Annotated in this window: 17 protein-coding genes; 12 read left to right on the top strand and 5 right to left on the bottom strand. The window is 72.2% G+C overall.

Features of this window, described 5'->3' with window-relative positions:
* Positions 1–496: 496 nt before the first annotated feature.
* The gene (locus tag AMK26_RS14400) at positions 497–1,306 is read right to left on the bottom strand and encodes an IclR family transcriptional regulator (RefSeq protein ID WP_073755015.1); all 810 of its coding nucleotides are present in this window, start codon (positions 1,304–1,306) and stop codon (positions 497–499) included.
* Positions 1,307–1,640: 334 nt separating this feature from the next.
* On the opposite strand from AMK26_RS14400, the gene allB reads away from it, so the two are divergent.
* The 3 genes from allB (at position 1,641) to AMK26_RS14385 (ending at position 4,913) form a co-directional block, all read left to right on the top strand.
* Positions 1,641–2,999 carry an allantoinase AllB gene (gene allB, locus AMK26_RS14395; RefSeq protein WP_241837937.1) on the top strand — a complete coding sequence of 453 codons (1,359 nt, stop codon included), beginning with the start codon at positions 1,641–1,643 and terminating at the stop codon, positions 2,997–2,999.
* A 5-nt stretch (positions 3,000–3,004) separates the two neighbouring features.
* Positions 3,005–4,117 carry an allantoicase gene (gene alc / locus AMK26_RS14390; protein WP_073755014.1) on the top strand — a complete coding sequence of 371 codons (1,113 nt, stop codon included), beginning with the start codon at positions 3,005–3,007 and terminating at the stop codon, positions 4,115–4,117.
* 175 nt (positions 4,118–4,292) lie between these two features.
* Positions 4,293–4,913, top strand: coding sequence for a dihydrofolate reductase family protein (locus AMK26_RS14385; protein WP_073755013.1), 621 nt, complete (start codon positions 4,293–4,295; stop codon positions 4,911–4,913).
* Here the strand turns inward: AMK26_RS14385 and pdxR are convergent.
* Complete coding sequence (gene pdxR / locus AMK26_RS14380; protein WP_073755507.1) at positions 4,862–6,508, bottom strand: MocR-like pyridoxine biosynthesis transcription factor PdxR; 1,647 nt, start codon at positions 6,506–6,508, stop codon at positions 4,862–4,864. The genes AMK26_RS14385 and pdxR overlap by 52 nt on opposite strands.
* Before the next feature lie 28 nt (positions 6,509–6,536).
* On the opposite strand from pdxR, the gene AMK26_RS14375 reads away from it, so the two are divergent.
* From AMK26_RS14375 to AMK26_RS14365, 3 genes are all read left to right on the top strand, one after another.
* Complete coding sequence (locus AMK26_RS14375) at positions 6,537–7,154, top strand: LysE family translocator (protein WP_073755012.1); 618 nt, start codon at positions 6,537–6,539, stop codon at positions 7,152–7,154.
* A gap of 35 nt (positions 7,155–7,189) precedes the next feature.
* Positions 7,190–7,909 (top strand): B3/B4 domain-containing protein, encoded by a 720-nt coding sequence (locus AMK26_RS14370; RefSeq protein WP_073755011.1) that lies wholly within the window; start codon positions 7,190–7,192, stop codon positions 7,907–7,909.
* 165 nt (positions 7,910–8,074) lie between these two features.
* A complete protein-coding gene (locus AMK26_RS14365; protein WP_073755010.1) occupies positions 8,075–8,977 on the top strand; it encodes a S41 family peptidase in 903 nt (300 codons plus the stop codon).
* 964 nt (positions 8,978–9,941) lie between these two features.
* Here the strand turns inward: AMK26_RS14365 and AMK26_RS14355 are convergent.
* Complete coding sequence (locus AMK26_RS14355; protein ID WP_241837893.1) at positions 9,942–10,598, bottom strand: lytic polysaccharide monooxygenase auxiliary activity family 9 protein; 657 nt, start codon at positions 10,596–10,598, stop codon at positions 9,942–9,944.
* Positions 10,599–10,720: 122 nt separating this feature from the next.
* Entirely contained in the window at positions 10,721–10,939 is a 219-nt protein-coding gene (locus AMK26_RS14350; protein WP_073755007.1) for a hypothetical protein, read from the bottom strand.
* 147 nt (positions 10,940–11,086) lie between these two features.
* Between AMK26_RS14350 and AMK26_RS14345 the strand changes: the two genes are divergently transcribed.
* The 4 genes from AMK26_RS14345 to AMK26_RS14330 are packed head-to-tail and all read left to right on the top strand — an operon-like array spanning position 11,087 to position 14,620.
* Complete coding sequence (locus tag AMK26_RS14345; RefSeq protein ID WP_073755506.1) at positions 11,087–12,322, top strand: sensor histidine kinase; 1,236 nt, start codon at positions 11,087–11,089, stop codon at positions 12,320–12,322.
* Positions 12,319–12,993 (top strand): response regulator, encoded by a 675-nt coding sequence (locus AMK26_RS14340; RefSeq protein ID WP_073755006.1) that lies wholly within the window; start codon positions 12,319–12,321, stop codon positions 12,991–12,993. The genes AMK26_RS14345 and AMK26_RS14340 overlap by 4 nt, the downstream gene beginning before the upstream one ends.
* A gap of 9 nt (positions 12,994–13,002) precedes the next feature.
* Positions 13,003–14,181, top strand: coding sequence for a cytochrome P450 family protein (locus AMK26_RS14335; protein WP_073755005.1), 1,179 nt, complete (start codon positions 13,003–13,005; stop codon positions 14,179–14,181).
* Between the two features lie 4 nt (positions 14,182–14,185).
* Entirely contained in the window at positions 14,186–14,620 is a 435-nt protein-coding gene (locus AMK26_RS14330) for a PaaI family thioesterase (RefSeq protein WP_073755004.1), read from the top strand.
* On the opposite strand, the gene AMK26_RS14325 is transcribed toward AMK26_RS14330, so the two are convergent.
* On the bottom strand, positions 14,609–15,616 hold the full coding sequence (locus AMK26_RS14325; protein ID WP_073755003.1) for a Gfo/Idh/MocA family protein: 1,008 nt from the start codon (positions 15,614–15,616) through the stop codon (positions 14,609–14,611). The two genes, AMK26_RS14330 and AMK26_RS14325, sit on opposite strands and share 12 nt — an antisense overlap.
* Before the next feature lie 165 nt (positions 15,617–15,781).
* Here AMK26_RS14325 and AMK26_RS14320 point away from each other — a divergent pair, with 165 nt between their 5' ends.
* Both AMK26_RS14320 and AMK26_RS14315 read left to right on the top strand, forming a co-directional pair.
* On the top strand, positions 15,782–16,501 hold the full coding sequence (locus AMK26_RS14320) for a GntR family transcriptional regulator (RefSeq protein ID WP_073755505.1): 720 nt from the start codon (positions 15,782–15,784) through the stop codon (positions 16,499–16,501).
* A gap of 121 nt (positions 16,502–16,622) precedes the next feature.
* The gene (locus tag AMK26_RS14315) at positions 16,623–17,627 is read left to right on the top strand and encodes a substrate-binding domain-containing protein (RefSeq protein WP_073755002.1); all 1,005 of its coding nucleotides are present in this window, start codon (positions 16,623–16,625) and stop codon (positions 17,625–17,627) included.
* Positions 17,628–17,664: the final 37 nt, after the last annotated feature.

Genomic DNA, 17,664 nt, shown 5'->3' with positions numbered 1-17,664 from the left:
CCGGCGGCGTGCCGCCCGCGGCCGGGGCTCGTCGGACCGGTGTCCGTCCGTCAGGGCCCTACGGCTCGACCTTGTTCCGGAACGGACCGGGCCCCGCTGCCGGCGGCAAGCGACCGGGCTCGGCCTCCGGCCCACGCGCCGCTCGCGAGCCTGTGGCCGATCGCGGGCCGTAGGGGTGCGGGGCCTTGCCTCCGGTGGGCCCGGAGCGTGGGGCTGTCGTCCGGCCCCGCGGTCGATCACGGACGCAGGGAAGAGTGGGGTCCTGCCCCCCAGCCGCTCCCGAGCGTGAGCGCCGCCGTTCGGGGCGCGGCAAGGGCTCACGCGCCGCTCGCCGGCGTGTGGCCGGTCGCGGCCGTAGGGGGGTGCGGGGCATTGCCCCCGGCGGCCGCCACCCGGGGCGCCGGGCGTTGGGGGCGCTGGACCCCGGGGCGCCGGTCCCGGGGCGCGCCGGATCTCCCAGGGCGCCGGGCCCCGGGCCACCGGGGTGCCGCTCCGGTCAGGCCTGGCCGTTGTTGGCGGGGTTCGCCAGGGCCGTGGAGAGTTCCTTGGCGATGCCCTGGAGGATCGGGACGATCCGTTCCGTCGCCGCCTCCGTGACCCGGCCCGCCGGGCCCGAGATGGAGATGGCGGCGGCGGTGGGGGAGTCGGGCACCGAGACCGCGATGCAGCGGACGCCGATCTCCTGCTCGCTGTCGTCGACGGCGTACCCGGCCGTGCGCACCTGCGACAGGGCGTCCAGGAAGCCCTCGGGCGTGGTGATCGTCTTCTCGGTCGCGGCGGGCATGCCGGTGCGGGCCAGCAGCGCCCGTACCTCCTCCGGCGGGGTGTTCGCGAGGAGGGCCTTGCCCACGCCGGTGGAGTGCGGCAGCACGCGCCGGCCGACCTCGGTGAACATCCGCATCGAGTGCTTGGACGGCACCTGCGCGACGTACACGATCTCGTCACCGTCGAGCAGCGCCATGTTCGCGGTCTCGCCGGTCTCCTCGACCAGCCGGGCCAGGTAGGGGCGCGCCCAGGTGCCGAGGAGGCGGGCGGCGGACTCGCCGAGGCGGATGAGCCGGGGGCCGAGAGCGTACCGGCGGTTGGGCTGCTGGCGTACGTACCCGCAGGCGACCAGCGTGCGCATCAGGCGGTGGATGGTGGGCAGCGGCAGTCCGCTGCTGGAGGAGAGCTCGCTCAGCCCGACCTCGCCCCCGGCGTCGGCCATCCGCTCCAGAAGGTCGAAGGCACGCTCCAGGGACTGGACACCGCCGCTCGCGGCGGCGGGCTTGGCGGCGTCGGTGGTGCTGGCGCTGGACGTCGGCACGTCAACGGTCCTTTCGAGGCGGATGGGCAAGTCAGCAGCCTACCGGGCCCTCCCGCCGGGCACATCGCCCGCAGTGGGGCGTCTTCGCCGGTCAGGCGCTGTTTGTCCGGGTGTCCGCGGGGTTCCGCGGAGGTCTGCCCGTGCTCCTCATGTGGGGAGCTACGTTCTCCTACGTGAAATTCTCTTTCCACTTCATGGAAACATCCAAGCGGCCTGTCCGCCACCGGGCGGCGAACCGAGTGACCCTTGACGAGGTGGGGTCCGGAGTGAACACTTCTTCAACAGTTCGTTGAAGAATGCTGATCTGGAAGGCGATGTGGACGGGAACGTGGACCTGAACGGGAACGTGGAACAAGGCACGGACGTGACTCTGGTGCTGCGCTCGACGCGCGTCATCACCCCCGAGGGCACCCGCCCCGCCTCCGTCGCCGTCGCCGGGGGCCGGATCGCGGCGGTGCTGCCCCACGACGCCGAGGTGCCCGCGGGCGCCCGGCTGGAGGATGTCGGTGACCACGTCGTCCTCCCCGGCCTGGTCGACACCCATGTGCATGTGAACGACCCCGGCCGCACCCATTGGGAGGGTTTCTGGACCGCCACCCGCGCGGCCGCCGCCGGTGGCATCACCACCCTCATCGACATGCCGCTCAACTCCCTGCCGCCGACCACGACGGTCGACCACCTGCGGACCAAGCAGGAGGTGGCGCGGCCCAAGGCGCACATCGACGTCGGCTTCTGGGGCGGCGCCCTGCCGGACAACGTCAAGGACCTCCGCCCGCTGCACGACGCCGGCGTCTTCGGCTTCAAGTGCTTCCTGTCGCCCTCCGGCGTGGAGGAGTTCCCGCAGCTGGACCAGGAGCAGCTCGCCGCCTCGCTCGCCGAGATCGCCGGCTTCGGCGGCCTGATGATCGTGCACGCCGAGGACCCGCACCACCTCGAGGCGGCCCCGCAGAAGAGCTCCCCGAAGTACGCCGACTTCCTCGCCTCCCGGCCGCGCGACGCCGAGAACACCGCCATCGAGAACCTCATCAACCAGGCGAGGCGGCTCAACGCGCGCGTGCACGTGCTCCACCTCTCCTCCAGCGACGCGCTGCCGATGATCGCCGCCGCCCGCCGCGAGGGCGTCCGGGTGACCGTCGAGACCTGCCCGCACTTTCTCACCCTCACGGCCGAGGAGGTCCCGGACGGCGCGACCGAGTTCAAGTGCTGCCCGCCCATCCGTGAGGCGTCCAACCAGGACGCCCTGTGGGAGGGCCTCGCCGACGGGACGATCGACTGCATCGTCTCCGACCACTCGCCCTCCACCGCCGACCTCAAGACCCCCGACTTCTCCACCGCCTGGGGCGGCATCTCCTCCCTCCAGCTGGGCCTGCCCGCCATCTGGACCGAGGCCCGCCGCCGCGGCCGCACCCTGGAGGACGTCGTCCGCTGGATGTCCACCGCCCCGGCCGGCCTCGCGGGGCTGGACCGCAAGGGCGCCATCGAGCCCGGCCGGGACGCCGACTTCGCGGTCCTGGCGCCCGACGAGACCTTCACCGTCGACCCGGCCGAGCTCCACCACCGCAACCAGGTCACGGCGTACGCGGGCAAGACCCTGCACGGCGTCGTCAAGTCCACCTGGCTGCGCGGCGTACGCATCGCCGACAACGGCACCGTGGCCGAGCCGACCGGCCGGCTGCTCGAAAGGAACAAGTGACACCCGTGACCGTCATACCGTCCTTCACCGGCGACGCCAGCCCGTACGGCGGCGGTGACCCGTACGCCGACTACCGCACCGCCGACTTCCCCTTCACCGGCCTCGTCGACCTGGCCGACCGCCGCCTCGGCGCGGGCGTCATCGCCGCCAACGACGAGTTCTTCGCCGAGCGCGAGAACATGCTCAAGCCGGAGCCCGCCGAGTTCGACCCCGAGCACTTCGGCCACAAGGGCAAGATCATGGACGGCTGGGAGACGCGCCGCCGCCGCGGTGTCTCCGCCACCGAGCCCCACCCGACGGACGCCGACCACGACTGGGCGCTGGTACGCCTCGGCGCGCCCGGTGTCATCCGCGGCATCGTCGTCGACACCGCCCACTTCCGCGGCAACTACCCGCAGGCCGTCTCCATCGAGGCGACCTCCGTGGCCGGCTCCCCGTCGCCCGAGCAGCTGCTGGCCGACGACGTCGAGTGGACGACGCTCGTCCCGCGCACCGCCATCGGCGGCCACGCGGCGAATGGTTTCTCCGTCGACGTGGAGCGGCGCTTCACGCACCTGCGCGTCAAGCAGCACCCCGACGGCGGCATCGCCCGCCTGCGCGTCTACGGCGAGGTCGCCCCCGACCCGGCGTGGCTCGGCGTGCTGGGCACCTTCGACGTCGTCGCGCTGGAGAACGGCGGCCGCGTCGAGGACGCCTCCGACCGGTTCTACTCGCCGGCCACCAACACCATCCAGCCCGGCCGCTCCCGCAAGATGGACGACGGCTGGGAGACCCGCCGCCGCCGCGACAAGGGCAACGACTGGATCCGCTACCAGCTCGTCGAGCAGTCCGCGATCCGCGCGGTCGAGATCGACACCGCGTACCTGAAGGGCAACAGTGCCGGCTGGGCCGCTCTGTCCGTACGGGACGGAGAGGGCGGCGACTGGACGGAGTTCCTGCCGCGCACCCGCCTCCAGCCGGACACCAACCACCGGTTCGTCCTGCCGGAGCCGGTCGTGGGCACCCACGTCCGCATCGACATCTACCCGGACGGCGGCATCTCCCGCCTCCGCCTGTTCGGCTCGCTCACGGACGAGGGCGCCAAGCGCCTGGCGGCCCGCCACGACGAGCTGAGCTGACCGACTCGGGCAGCACGACACCTGCCCGTATGCGAGGGGCGCACCGGAAGGACAGCACCGGTGCGCCCCCGCGCTTTTCCGTTCCGTCGTGACCGATGAGTTCCGCGCGCAGGCGGGGTCTGCCCCTGTGACGCACGATGAGGAACCGACGGAACGGAAACGAAAGGCACCGGCCATGGCCAAGCTCACCCTCACCACCTTCATGACGCTCGACGGAGTGATGCAGGCCCCCGGCGGCCCCGACGAGGACCGCACCGACGGCTTCGAGTACGGCGGCTGGAGCGTCCCGTTCGCGGACGAGGACTTCGGCCGGTTCATGGACGACGTCTTCGGGCGGGTGGACGCCTTCCTGCTCGGCCGGCGGACGTACGAGATCTTCGCCTCGTACTGGCCGAAGGTCACCGACGAGAACGACCTGATCGCGAGCCGCCTCAACAGCCTGCCCAAGTACGTGGTCTCCCGGACCCTCGACAAGGCCGACTGGAACAACTCCACCGTCATCAGCGGCGACCTCACCGAGGAGGTCGAGCGCCTCAAGCAGCGGCCCGGCCGCGAGATCCAGGTCCACGGCAGCGCCCGGCTCGCCCAGAGCCTCATCGCGCTCGGCCTGCTCGACGAGCTCAACCTCCTCGTCTTCCCGGTCTTCCTCGGCAAGGGCCGCCGCCTCTTCCCCGACGGGGGCGCCCCGACCGCCTTCGGACTCACCGGCCACCGCACCACGTCCACCGGCATCACCATCCAGACCTACCGGCCCACCGGACCCGCCCGGTTCGGCACCTTCGCACTCGGCGAGTGAGCCCGGCGGCCGCCGCAAGCGGTCTGCCCTCGCAGGGCGGCGCCCAGCAGCGCGACACCCTCGGCGATGCCGGTGGGAGTGCCCGCCGCGTAGCCGAGGACCAGCCCGGGCGGGCCGGGCGACTGGCGGTGCCAGGACAGTGGCTGTGTCTTCACGCCGCGGGCCAGTGCCGCCGCGGCAAGGGCGGTGTCGTCGAAGCGGCTGCCGAACATGACCGTCAGATGCAGGCCGGCCGCGGCACCGCCCACGACGGCACCCGGCAGGTGCGTCCGGATCGCGGCGATCATCGCGTCCCGGCGCTGCCGGTGCCGGCGGCGCAGCAGCCGCAGGTGCCGTTCCATCGCACCCGAGTCCATCAGCCGGGCCAGCACCAGCTGCGGCAGGGTGGCGTTGCCCAGGTCGGCGTAGCGCTTCGCGTCCACGAGGTCGCCCCGGTAGGCGCGCGGCGCGATCATCCAGCCGATCCGCAGCGCCGGTGCCAGGAGCTTCGACACGCTGCCGGCGTAGCAGACGTGCTCCGCCAGCACCGAGCGCAGCGCGGGGACCGGCGGCCGGTCGTACCGGTGCTCGGCGTCGTAGTCGTCCTCGACGACCAGACCGCCCTCGCCGACCGCCCACCGCATCAGCTCACGGCGCCGGGCCCCGCTGAGCACCACGCCCGTGGGGAACTGGTGGGCCGGAGTCAGCAGCACTGCCGGGGCGCCCGTCGCGCGCAGCGCGTCGACGCGGACGCCGTCGCCGTCCACGGGGACCGGCGGGGTGGTCAGGCGGTGCTGGTGCAGGTGCTGGCGGGCGCCCAGCGAGCACGGGTCCTCCACCGCCATGGCGCGCACGCCGTCGCCGTGGAGGACCTGGCCGAGCAGCCCGAGCGCCTGCGCGGTGCCGGAGGTGACGAGCACCTCGTCCGGGTCGGGCCTGAACCCGCGGTTGCGCGCCAGCCAGTCGGCCACGGCACGCCGCAGCTCCGGCGCTCCGCGTGGATCCCCGTACCCGAGATCGCGGGCGAACAGGTCGTTCAGCACGGCGCGTTCGGTGCGCAGCCACGCCGTGCGGGGGAACGCGGCGAGGTCGGGCACGCCCGGTGACAGGTCGATCCGTGCAGGCGCCGCCCGCAGGGCGTCGAAGACGTCCGGGCCGGGGCGCGCGGTGAACAGCGCCTCGGGCTCGGGGTCTTCCGCGGCTCCCGGTCCTCCCGCGACCCGTCTCCGCTCCGGCTCGCGGAGGAGGGGACCCGGCGAGGAGCCACGCTTCACGACCCCGGGGCCGGCGGGCCGCGCGGAGGCCTGCGGCGTGGTGAGCGGGGCCGCCACCACGATCGTGCCACCACGACGGCGACCCACCACGTGTCCGTCCTCCGTCAGCCGCTGGTACGCCTCTGTCACCACCCCGCGCGAGACGCGCAGTTCACCGGCGAGCACCCGGGTGGCAGGCAGCCGACTGCCCACCGGCAGGCTGCCGTCCGCGATGGCGTGCCGCAGCCGGTCGGCGAGCCACTCCGACATCCTGCCCGCCGGGGCCTCGGCGATGTTCAGCTGGAGGAAGTCCGCCCCCGCCGCTATGGACCGGTTGCCGGCGTCACCATTGGACCTGTTCACCCGGCCATTGTGGTCCGAGAGTTGACACATGAACACCGAGTTCCTGCTGACGTCCCTGGTCGTCGTCGCCACCCCCGGCACGGGCGCGCTCTACACGATCGCCGCCGGCCTCTCCCGCGGCGCGCGGGCGAGTGCCGTCGCGGCGATCGGGTGCACGCTCGGTACGCTGCCGCACATGGCGGCGGCCGTCACCGGCCTCGCGGCCCTGCTGCACACCAGCGCTCCGGCCTTCCAGGTCCTGAAGTACGCGGGTGTCGCCTACCTCCTCTTCATGGCGTGGGCCACCCTGAGGGACAAGGACACGTTCACCGCCCGGCAGGACGACAAGGCCGCCGCCGCACCGCCGTCCACGGCGCGGGTGATCGCGTCCGGTGTCCTCGTCAACCTGCTCAACCCCAAGCTCACCGTCTTCTTCTTCGCCTTCCTCCCCCAGTTCGTGAGCGCCGGTGCCCCCGACGCACTGCCGCGCATGGCCGAGTTGAGCGCCGTGTTCATGGCCCTCACGCTCCTGGTCTTCCTCGCCTACGGCAGGTTCGCCGCCGCCCTGCGCCACCGCGTCCTGACCCGCCCCCGCGTGCTGTCCTCGCTGCGCCGGGTCTTCGCGGGCGCGTTCGCCGCCATGGGCGCGCGGCTGGCCTTCCTCTGACACGCCCACCCGTACCCGTATGAAAGCGATGGCCCATGTACTTCCAGCACTCGGACGACATCTGGCGGGACTTCCCGGAGCTCGCCGCCACCGTGATCGAGGCCGACGGCATCACCGCCGACATCGCGGTGGACCGCCAGGTGGCCGCGTACCTCGAAGTCGCGGCGGGGCGGCTCGCCACCGCGGGCTCGGAGGGGCAGCTCGCCGAGATCCGGGCGTGGCGGAGCGCGTTCTCGCGGATGGGGCTCAAGCCGACCCGATACCGCTGCGCCTCGGAGTCGTTGCTGCGACGGCTGCGCAAGGAGGGTTCCCTGCCCTCGATCCACCCCCTGATCGACCTCTGCAACGCCGTGTCCGCCGCGTACGCGATCCCGGTCGGCGTCTTCCACCTGGCGGCGATCACGCCGCCGCTTCAGGTGCGGTACGCCGACGGGCACGAGACATACGTGACGTTCGCCGGCGAGGAGGAGAACCCGGCACCCGGCGAGGTGGTCTTCGCGGACGGGGCGGGCCAGGCGCACTCCCGTCGCTGGACCAACCGGCAGAGCGGCGCCTCCACCGTACGGCCGGAGACGGCCGGTGTGCTGATCGTCGCGGAGGCGATGCACGGCTCGGCCGCCACGGATGTGGAGCGGCTCGCCGCCACGCTCGCCACGGAGCTGACCGCACTGTGGTCCGTGAGCCCGAGGACCGCGCTCCTGACCGCCGGCTCGCCGCGCTTCGCATTCCGTGGCGCGGGAGCCCTGAACCCCTGAAGCCCCGGAGCCAGGGGGGCCTACGACCGGGCAGGACGGTCTCGCGGGCCGGACGGCGATCGTGATCGATGCAACCAGGGCGTCTCTTCCAGATCGTGTCCGACTCCCGCGGCTCTGGATAAACCGCTGTTCCTCGGGGGTGGTTGGCCCTTAGCCTGCTCCGTCATGCCTTCCAACCAACACATAGTCGAAGAGGCCCTGGAGCGAATCAGCGCGGGCTATGTCTTCCCCGAGAAGACCGCTGCCATCGAGGCTGCGGTCCGGGACCGTCTCGCGGCCGGCGCGTTCGAGGGCCTGGACGGCCCCGCTCTCTGCGAGACGGTGACGGCACATCTCCAGGAGGTGTGCCCGGACAAGCACCTGCGGTTGCTCTGGACGCACGAGCCGCGGTCGTTGGAGCCCGCGGACGACGACGGGGGGCAGGCCGCGTTTCTCGCGCTGCTCCGGGCGGAGGGGCAGGGGATCCGCCGCGTCGAGCGGCTGGAGGGGAACGTCGGCCTCATCGAGCTCCGGCGCGTCGCCAGTGCCGTCGAGGGCGCGTGCGCGATCGGCTCCGCCATGCGGTTGGTCGCGCACAGCTCCGCGCTCGTGCTGGACCTGCGGGCGTGCCTCGGCGGGTCCCCGGAGGGGGCGGCCATGTGGTGCAGCTACTTCTTCCGTGACGACCAGGTGCACCTGAACGACATCTACGACCGGTGCACCGAAACGACCCGTCAGTTCTGGACCACCGCGCACCTTCCCGCACCGCGCTACGTGGACCGCCCGGTCTACGTGCTCACGAGCGAGGTCACGTTCTCCGCGGGCGAGGACGTGGCGTACACCCTGCAGGCGCACGGCCGGGCCGTTGTCGTCGGCGCAACGACGCGGGGCGGTGCCCACCCGACGACCCGCCACGCGGTCACCGAGCACATCATGGTGACGGTACCGACAGCACGGACCATCAACACCGTCACGGGTACCAACTGGGAGGGTGTGGGAGTCGTTCCGGACGTTCCGGTTCCGGCGGACCAGGCGCTCGAAGAGGCGCTCAAGAACGTGTTGCGGCGGACGGAGGCACAGCCCCGCTAGTGCTGTGACCGCATGGGTTCGCCGGGTTGGCGGATCTGGCGGTTGGATGCGAGGGCCGTACGGGCTGTTAGCCTTGCGTAACGCATATGGACCGGCGGCAGCAGTGGGGGCACTGAGCATGGTGGCCGACGACCGACCTGATGCACACACACCCGGCCAGGGCGGCAACCATGTGGACGGTGCGCAACCGCCGGTATCGCCGCCTCCACCGCCGGCAGACCCGCCAACGCCGGATGGCGGGCAGGGCGGTGGGGCGGGCGGAGACTGGTTGAGCAGACATCAACAGGCAGCCTGGATCACCGCCGGGTCGACCGTCCTCGGCGCCCTGATCACGGCCGTGGCGGCTGTTCTCGCCTCCTCCGGTGGGGACAAGGCCGATGGTGCCCCGCCCATCGTGCCGACTTCATCGGCTTCCGTCGTGGCGCCCGAATCCGTACCCGCCTCCGCCTCACCGTCGAAGCAGACCGGGACGCCCGGCCCGGGGCGCAGCTCTTCGCCCGCGGGAAGCGAACTCTGGCAGGGCTCACTGCTGCTCGACACCGAGCCCAAGGACCTGGATGCCGGACAGCCTGTCGCTGTTGGCTATGGCGCCGAAGGTGATGTGTACATGACGCCGGGGAATCGGATCAACGGTGGGAACGGCACTGTGATCTCTCTGGTCGGGAGGTGCGACCGCTCTCCCCGGATACGAGGAGTGCTCGAACACGGTCAACGCGGAAGGGACCGACGAACAGCAACTCACCAAGAACACGGTGCTGTGCATACGTACCAACGCCGGGAACATTGCCCGGCTCAAGCTCACTGAGATCGGCTCCGACGGTATTGGCAGCGCCTACCGAAACACGTTCGACGCGATCATTTGGGACGCGGGCTGATCCAGTGCGCCGTGGCCGTACAGTTCGCCGGCCGGGGCCCTTTTTTGACGGGCCCCGGCGGCGTCAGGTCCGGACCGGCCGGCCACCTCCTAGCCGAAGTTCACGTCACTGCACAGGTAGTACGTCTGGTCCATGTGTGAGGCCTTCCAGATCGTGTACACGACGTGGTGGCCGGTGCGGCCCGGGGCGCTGATGTTGTCGATCACGTAGTTCTGGCTCGGGGCGTAGCGGCCGGTCTGCTTGACCAGTTGCAGGTCGCTCCAGCTCAGCGCCTGGGTGGCCGGGTTGAAGCCCTGGCGGGTGACGTAGACGAGGAAGTAGTCGGCGCCGTGGCTGGCCTGGTCGAACAGCTTGACGGTGAAGTTGCCGGTGACGTTCGTCGTCTTCCAGGGGCCCACGGCGTCCAGGGCGTTGTAGCGGCCGCCCTCGGTGCGGCCGCCGCTGCACAGCTGGCCGTTGGGGATGGCGGCCTGGTGGTTGCCGCCGACGCCGTTGCGGTAGAGGCCGTTCCAGTTCCACATGGCGTTGGGGTCGGCCCGCCAGGCCTGCCAGCACATCGGGTCCTGCTGCTGCATGGCGGGGTTGAGGTGGTCGCTGCCCCAGCGTAACCAGCAGCCGTAGTTGCGGGACGCCGGGTCGACGACCGAACCGTGGGCGGACGCGGTGCCGGTCCAGGGCAGCAGGCCGAGCAGCGTGGCGAAGAGGAGGGTGAGGAGGTGCGGCACCCAACGTGAACGCGACGACATGGCGCGATCATGGCGATTCATTGTGCGGCTCCGTCTTCCGGGGATGTGGGGATCTGCCGGTTGATGGGAGCGCTCCCAGCAGGGCTCTACCCGAAAGGCCCCGCGAGAAAACCGAAACGGCCCTACGCCTTGCGCAACCCGTCCGCGATCATCAGGACCGCGAAGCCGACCACCGCGATCACGATGTTGGCGAACAGCTCCCGCCCATGCAGGAAGCCCACGTTCTCCGTCAGGTACCGGGTGAAGCCCATGAAACGGAACCACCCCGTCAGTTCGCGCAGCACCCCGCACACGCCGACGACCAGCACCAGCGTGCCGATGACTTCGAGGATCTTCTTCATACCCGGAATCGTCGGCCCGGCCGCCGGGCCATCGCGTCGGACCTTCGGATGGCGGCCGGGTCCGGAAGTATGCTCCTCGGCGACTTTGGTAGCGGACCGGTGCCCATGGGCCCCGCCACGCCCGCCCACCCGCATAGCTTCGTCGACATGACGCGTGCGGAGTACCCCTGGCTGCTGCCCTCGGACCTGGCCGAACCGGTCGAACCGGCCGAACCGGGCGGCCCCGAAGGCCGAGACGTGCGCCGCCGCCGTACCGTACGCGACTGGATCGTCGACACGACCGCCTTCGTCTTCGCCGCCTTCGTCGGCCTCCTCGCCGCCGAGGCCAGCAGCCAGTACGACAACTCCGAGGCCGCCGTCCTCGCCGACCAACTGCTCGGCGCCGCCGCCTGCTGCGCGCTCTGGCTGCGCCGCCGCTGGCCCGTGGGGCCGGCCGTCGCCCTGTCCGTACTCAGCACGGTGGCACCCACCGCGGGCGGCGCCCTCCTGGTCGCGCTCTTCGGTGTCGCCGTACGGGTGCCGTTCCGGCGCCTCGCCCACGTCGGCGGCCTGGCACTCGTGTGCGGCGTCGTCCAGGTGTTCGTACGCCCCGACCCGACCCTGCACCCCCTCGCGGCGGTCGCCATCGGCGTCGTCCTGGTCCTCCTGGTCACCGGCTGGGGCATGCTCGTCCGCTCCCGTCGCCAGCTCGTCGTCGCCCTGCGCGAACGGGCCGGACGCGCCGAGGCCGAGGCGGAACTCCGTGCCCAACAGGCCCAGCGCGCCGCCCGCGAGGCCATCGCCCGCGAGATGCACGACATCCTCGCCCACCGGCTCACCCTGCTCAGCGTCCACGCCGGCGCCCTCGAATTCCGGCCCGACGCGCCGCCGCCCGAGGTCGCCCGCGCCGCCGGGGTCATCCGCGACAGCGCCCACGAGGCACTTCAGGACCTGCGCGAGATCATCGGCGTCCTGCGCGCCCCCGGCGACCGCGAGGACGGCGACCGCCCGCAGCCCACCCTCGCCACCCTCGACGCGCTGATCGCCGAGTCCCGCCAGGCCGGCATGGAGGTCACCCTCGACAACGGCATCGACGACCCGGCAGGCGTCCCCGCCGCCACCGGCCGCACCGTCTACCGCATCGCCCAGGAGGGCCTGACCAACGCCCGCAAGCACGCACCCGGCACCGAGGTCACCGTCACCGTCCGCGGCCACCCCGGCGACGGACTCACCGTCGACGTCCGCAACCCCGCCCCCACCGGCCCCGTGCCGCACGTACCCGGATCCGGTCAGGGGCTCATCGGGCTGACCGAACGCGCCACCCTCGCCGGCGGCCGCCTCACCCACGGACCGGCGCCCGGCGGCGGGTTCGCCCTCCACGCCTGGCTACCGTGGCCCTCATGACCATCCGGCTGCTCATCGTCGACGACGACCCCCTCGTCCGTGCGGGACTCACCTTCATGCTCGGCGGCGCCGACGACATCGAGATCGTCGGCGAAGCCGCCGACGGCGCCGACGTCCCCGCCCTCGTGGGCCGTGTCGCGCCCGACGTCGTCCTCATGGACATCCGCATGCCGTACGTGGACGGCCTCACCGCCACCGAACAGCTCCGCGCCCGCCCCGGCGCTCCCGAGGTCGTCGTCCTCACCACGTTCCACGCCGACGAGCAGGTGCTGCGCGCCCTCAGGGCCGGCGCCGCCGGGTTCGTACTGAAGGACACCCCGCCCGCCGACATCGTGGAGTCCGTACGGAGGGTGGCGGCCGGCGACCCGGTCCTCTCCCCGGCCGTCACCCGCCAGTTGATGGCCCATGTGGCGGGGCACGCCGTCGAGAACACCCGGCAGACGGCCGCCGCCACCCGGCTCGCGCAACTGGCCGAGCGTGAGCGGGACGTGGCCCTCGCCGTCGGCCGGGGCCACTCCAACGCCGAGATCGCCGCCACCCTCTACATGAGCGTGCCGACGGTCAAGACCCATGTGTCGCGGATACTCGCCAGACTCGGGCTCAACAACCGTGTCCAGATCGCCCTGTTGGTGCACGACGCGGGACTGCTGGACGGGGAGGACGGCGCTTAAGGTGGGGCGATGACCACGGTTGATCTGAGCGAGTACGGCGCGGGCTTCACCGCCGACCCCTACCCGTACTACGCGAAACTCCGCGAGAGCGGGCCCGTCCATCACGTGCGCACGGCGCCCGGCGACGAGGCCTGGCTGATCGTGGGCCACACCGAGGCACGGGCCGCGCTCGCCGACCCCAGATTGTCCAAGTCGCCCTCCACAGCCGGGTTCCGGATGCTCGACGAAGAGGTCATCGGCCCGAACCTGCTGGTCCTCGACCCGCCCGACCACACCCGGCTGCGCAAACTGGTCGCCCGCGAGTTCACCGGGCGGCGCGTGGAGGCCCTGCGGCCGCGCGTCCAGCGCATCACGGACGAGCTGGTCGACGCCATGGCGCCGCACGGCCACGCCGACCTCGTCGGCGCGCTGGCCTTCCCGCTGCCCATCACGGTGATCTGCGAACTGCTCGGCGTACCCGCCGCCGACCGGGACGCCTTCCGCGCCTGGTCCACCGAGATCGTCGCGCCGACGGGCGCGGACGCCGAGAGCGCCGCCGTGCACGGGCTGCGCGCCTACCTGGACGAGCTCATCGAGGACAAGCGGTGCGCCGGCCCCGCCGACGACCTGCTCTCCGCACTGCTGCGCACCCGCGCGGACGACGACGACCGGCTGTCGGCCGCCGAACTGCGCGCCCTGGCCTACCTGTTGCTGATCGCCGGGCACGAGACGACGGTCAACCTCATCTCCAACGGCGTCCGCGCCCTCCTCACCCACCCGGACCAGCTCGCCGCCCTCCGCGCCGACTTCGGGCTCCTCGACGGCGCGGTGGAGGAGATGCTGCGCTACGACGGCCCCGTGGAGACCGGCACGGTACGGTTCGCCCGCGAGCCCGTGCCGGTCGGGGACACGGTGATCCCCCCGGGGGCCACCGTCCTCGTCGGCATCGGCGCGGGCGACCGGGACCCGGCCAGGTTCCCGGACCCGGACCGCTTCGACATCCGCCGCGACACCGGCGGCCACCTGGCCTTCGGCCACGGCATCCACTACTGCCTGGGCGCCCCGCTGGCCCGCCTGGAGGCCCGCGTCGCGATCCGCGCCCTGCTGGAGCGCTTCCCCTCCCTCTCCCTCGACCCCTCGGCCGGTCCCCTCGACTGGCTGCCCGGCCTCCTCGTGCGCGGCGTGCGCCGCCTTCCCGTCAGGTGGTGACGCGATGACCGACCCCGACCCGTCGTTCGCTCAGAAGATCCTCGACAGCCAGCCCTTCAGCCGGCTCATCGGCGCCCGCATCACCGCCTTCGGGGACGGGGCTGCCGTACTGGAGGTGGACGTCCGGGAGGACCTGCGCCAGCAGAACGGCTTCCTGCACGGCGGCGTCCTGTCGTACGCCGCCGACAACGCCATCACCTTCGCGGCGGGCAGCGCCCTGGGACCCGCCGTGCTGACGGCCGGGTTCTCCATCCAGTACGTCCGCCCCGCCACCGGCCGCACGCTCCTGGCCCGTGCCTCCGTGGTCCACGCGGGCCGGCGGCAGGCGGTGGTGCGCTGCGACCTGCTGACGCGGGACCAGGACGGAGACGGGGCCGAGACCCTGTGCGCGGTGGCCCAGGGCACGGTCCTGTCGTCGTCCTCGCCGTCAGAGGGCTGACGGCACCTCCTCCAGCCGCACCGGGCGCCGCTCGCGGCGCGACAGCTCGCACGCCTCGGCGACGCGCAGCGCCTGGAGGGCCTCGTGGCCGTCGCAGGGGTTGGCCAGCTCGCCGCGCGCGAGGTGGACGAAGGCGTCCAGCTCGGCTTCGTAGGCGGGCGCGAACCGCTCCAGGAAGCCCGGCCAGGGCTTGTCGGCGGCGGGCGGGCCGAGCGGTTCGGTGGAGGTGAGGGGCGTGCGGTCGTCGAGGCCCACCGCGATCTGGTCGCGCTCGCCCGCCAGCTCCATCCGTACGTCGTAGCCGGCGCCGTTGCAGCGGGTGGCCGTCGCCGTGGCGAGGGTGCCGTCGTCGAGGGTGAGGAGCGCGGCCGCCGTGTCGACGTCGCCGGCCTCGCGGAACATGGCCGGGCCGCCGTCCGAGCCGGTCGCGTACACCTCGGTGACCTCGCGGCCGGTGACCCATCGGAGGATGTCGAAGTCGTGGACCAGGCAGTCGCGGTAGAGGCCGCCGGAGAGCGGGAGGTACGCGGCGGGCGGCGGCGCCGGGTCGGAGGTGATGGCCCGTACGGTGTGCAGCCGGCCGATGCGCCCGGAGTGGACGGCGTCGCGGGCGGCCCGGTAGCCGGCGTCGAAGCGGCGCATGAAGCCGAGCTGGAGCTGGGTGCCGGCCGCCTCGACCTCGCGGAGCGCGCCGAGTGTGCCGGGCAGGTCGAGGGCGATGGGTTTCTCGCAGAAGGTGGGCAGGCCGGCGCGGGCGGCGCGGCCGATGAGTTCGGCGTGGGCGGCGGTCGCCGAGGCGATGACCACCGCGTCCACGCCCCGGGCGAAGACGTCGTCGACGGTCGGCGCGGCCGTGGCGCCGGTGAGGTCGGCGACCTGGGCCGCCCGGCCGGGGTCGGCGTCGGCGACCACGAGGGCTCCCACTTCCCGGTGGCGGCTGAGCACGCCCGCGTGGAAGGCCCCGATACGTCCCGTTCCGATGAGTCCGATGCGCATGGCCCCCAAGGTGGTGCCGTTATCGTCATCGTGTCAAGCTTTTGTCCTGACAACATGACTTCACAACTTCCCGTCATCATTTCCTGTGGATAGGCTCGGGCCGTGCCCAAGCAGACCCGAGCAGCCAGAGAAGAGACCGGTCCCGTCGTGCGACTGCCGCTGAGCGTGGACCGCACCAGCCCGGTCCCGCTCTACTTCCAGCTCTCCCAGCAGCTGGAGGCGGCCATCGAGCGCGGGACACTCACCCCCGGCAGCCTCCTCGGCAACGAGATCGACCTGGCGGGCCGGCTCGGCCTGTCCCGGCCGACCGTCCGCCAGGCCATCCAGGCCCTCGTCGAGAAGGGCCTGCTGGTGCGCCGCCGGGGCGTCGGAACCCAGGTCGTGCACAGCCAGGTCAAGCGCCCGCTGGAACTCAGCAGCCTGTACGACGACCTGGAGGCGGCCGGCCAGCGCCCCGCCACCATCGTCCTGACCAACCGGATCGACCCCGCCACCGCCGAGGTCGCCGCCGCCCTCGGCGTACCCGAGGGCACCGACGTCCGGTACGTGGAGCGGCTGCGCTTCGCGCACGACGAGCCGATGGCGCGGCTGCGCAACCACCTGCCGCTCGGCCTGCTCGACCTCGACACCGAGCTGCTGGAGGGGACCGGCCTGTACCGGATGATGCGCGGCGCGGGCATCACGCTGCACAGCGCCCGCCAGAAGGTCGGGGCGCGGGCCGCGACGAGCCTGGAGGCGGAGCTGCTCACCGAGGAGAAGGGCGCGCCGCTGCTGACGATGGAGCGGACCACCTTCGACGACACCGGCCGGGCGGTGGAGTTCGGCTCGCACATCTACCGGGCGTCGCGGTACGCGTTCGAGTTCCAGCTCCTGGTGCGGCCGTAAGCCCGTCCGTACGTCATCGCGTAAGAATGTTCGGACAAAGTATTGACGGGTCCGCCCCGCCCCCGTAGAAACTCACCCAGCCGCAATCGGGCGGCGCCGGGGAAGACAAGGCGGACCCACGATGCGTACCACCCGCACGGCAGCGGCAGCCCTGCTGACCGCAGTCGCACTCACCGTCACCGCCGCCGGATGCAGCAGCTCGGGCGGCAAGGACTCCGAGAACAAGGCCACCCACACCTCCGGCGGCGGCAAACCCGCCGCCACCCCACGCATGACCGTCGCGATGGTCACCCACTCCGGCGAGGGCGACACCTTCTGGGACATCGTCCAGAGCGGCGCCAAGGCCGCCGCCGCCAAGGACAACGTCGAGTTCCTCTACGCCGCCAACAAGGAGGGCAAGGAACAGGCCGCGCTCATCGACTCCTACGTCACGAAGAAGGTCGACGGCCTGATCGTCACCCTCGCCAAGCCCGAAGCGGTCAAGGCATCCGTCGCCAAGGCCGTCGCCGCCGGCATCCCCGTCGTCACCATCAACTCCGGCGGGCAGCACTCCAAGGCCTTCGGCGCGCTCGGCCACATCGGCCAGGACGAGGCCGTGGCGGGCGAGGCCGTCGGCGACGAGCTCACCGCACGCGGCAGGAAGAAGGCCCTCTGCGTCATCCACGAGCAGGGAAACGTGTCCCTCGAAGAGCGCTGCGCCGGCGTCAGGAAGACCTTCAAGGGCATCGTGGAGAACCTCAACGTCGAGGGCACCAACATGCCCGCCGCGACCTCCTCCATCGAGGCCAAGCTCCAGAGCGCCAAGGACATCGACGCCGTCGTCACCCTCGGCGCCCCGTTCGCCGCCGCCTCCGTCAAGGCCAGGCAGAGCGCCGGCTCCGGCGCCGAGATCAACACCTTCGACCTCAACGCGGCCGTCGTCGCCCAGCTCAAGGCCCAGCAGATCGGCTTCGCCGTCGACCAGCAGCCCTACCTCCAGGGCTACCTCGCCGTCGACTCGCTCTGGCTCCACAAGGACAACCTCAACATCATCGGCGGCGGCAAGCCGGTTCTCACCGGCCCGGCCCTCGTCACCGAGAAGGACGTACCGGTGCTGGAGGAACTGACCGCCCGCGGTACCCGATGAAATCCGGGCACATCACCATGACCGATACTTGGCCGGT

It is taken from the genome of Streptomyces sp. CB03234 (genome assembly GCF_001905885.1).
Lineage (GTDB): Bacteria > Actinomycetota > Actinomycetes > Streptomycetales > Streptomycetaceae > Streptomyces.
The sequence above is the reverse complement of the archived record's forward strand: the minus strand, read 5'-3'. Positions and strand labels throughout refer to the sequence as shown.

Coding starts and splice junctions, on each gene's coding strand:
- AMK26_RS14385 (WP_073755013.1), top strand. CDS start 4,293: ATGGCCAAGCTCACCCTCACCACCTTCATGACGCTCGACGGAGTGATG.
- AMK26_RS14375 (WP_073755012.1), top strand. CDS start 6,537: ATGAACACCGAGTTCCTGCTGACGTCCCTGGTCGTCGTCGCCACCCCC.
- AMK26_RS14370 (WP_073755011.1), top strand. CDS start 7,190: ATGTACTTCCAGCACTCGGACGACATCTGGCGGGACTTCCCGGAGCTC.
- AMK26_RS14365 (WP_073755010.1), top strand. CDS start 8,075: ATGCCTTCCAACCAACACATAGTCGAAGAGGCCCTGGAGCGAATCAGC.
- AMK26_RS14355 (WP_241837893.1), bottom strand. CDS start 10,598: ATGTCGTCGCGTTCACGTTGGGTGCCGCACCTCCTCACCCTCCTCTTC.
- AMK26_RS14350 (WP_073755007.1), bottom strand. CDS start 10,939: ATGAAGAAGATCCTCGAAGTCATCGGCACGCTGGTGCTGGTCGTCGGC.
- AMK26_RS14345 (WP_073755506.1), top strand. CDS start 11,087: ATGACGCGTGCGGAGTACCCCTGGCTGCTGCCCTCGGACCTGGCCGAA.
- AMK26_RS14340 (WP_073755006.1), top strand. CDS start 12,319: ATGACCATCCGGCTGCTCATCGTCGACGACGACCCCCTCGTCCGTGCG.
- AMK26_RS14335 (WP_073755005.1), top strand. CDS start 13,003: ATGACCACGGTTGATCTGAGCGAGTACGGCGCGGGCTTCACCGCCGAC.
- AMK26_RS14330 (WP_073755004.1), top strand. CDS start 14,186: ATGACCGACCCCGACCCGTCGTTCGCTCAGAAGATCCTCGACAGCCAG.
- AMK26_RS14325 (WP_073755003.1), bottom strand. CDS start 15,616: ATGCGCATCGGACTCATCGGAACGGGACGTATCGGGGCCTTCCACGCG.
- AMK26_RS14315 (WP_073755002.1), top strand. CDS start 16,623: ATGCGTACCACCCGCACGGCAGCGGCAGCCCTGCTGACCGCAGTCGCA.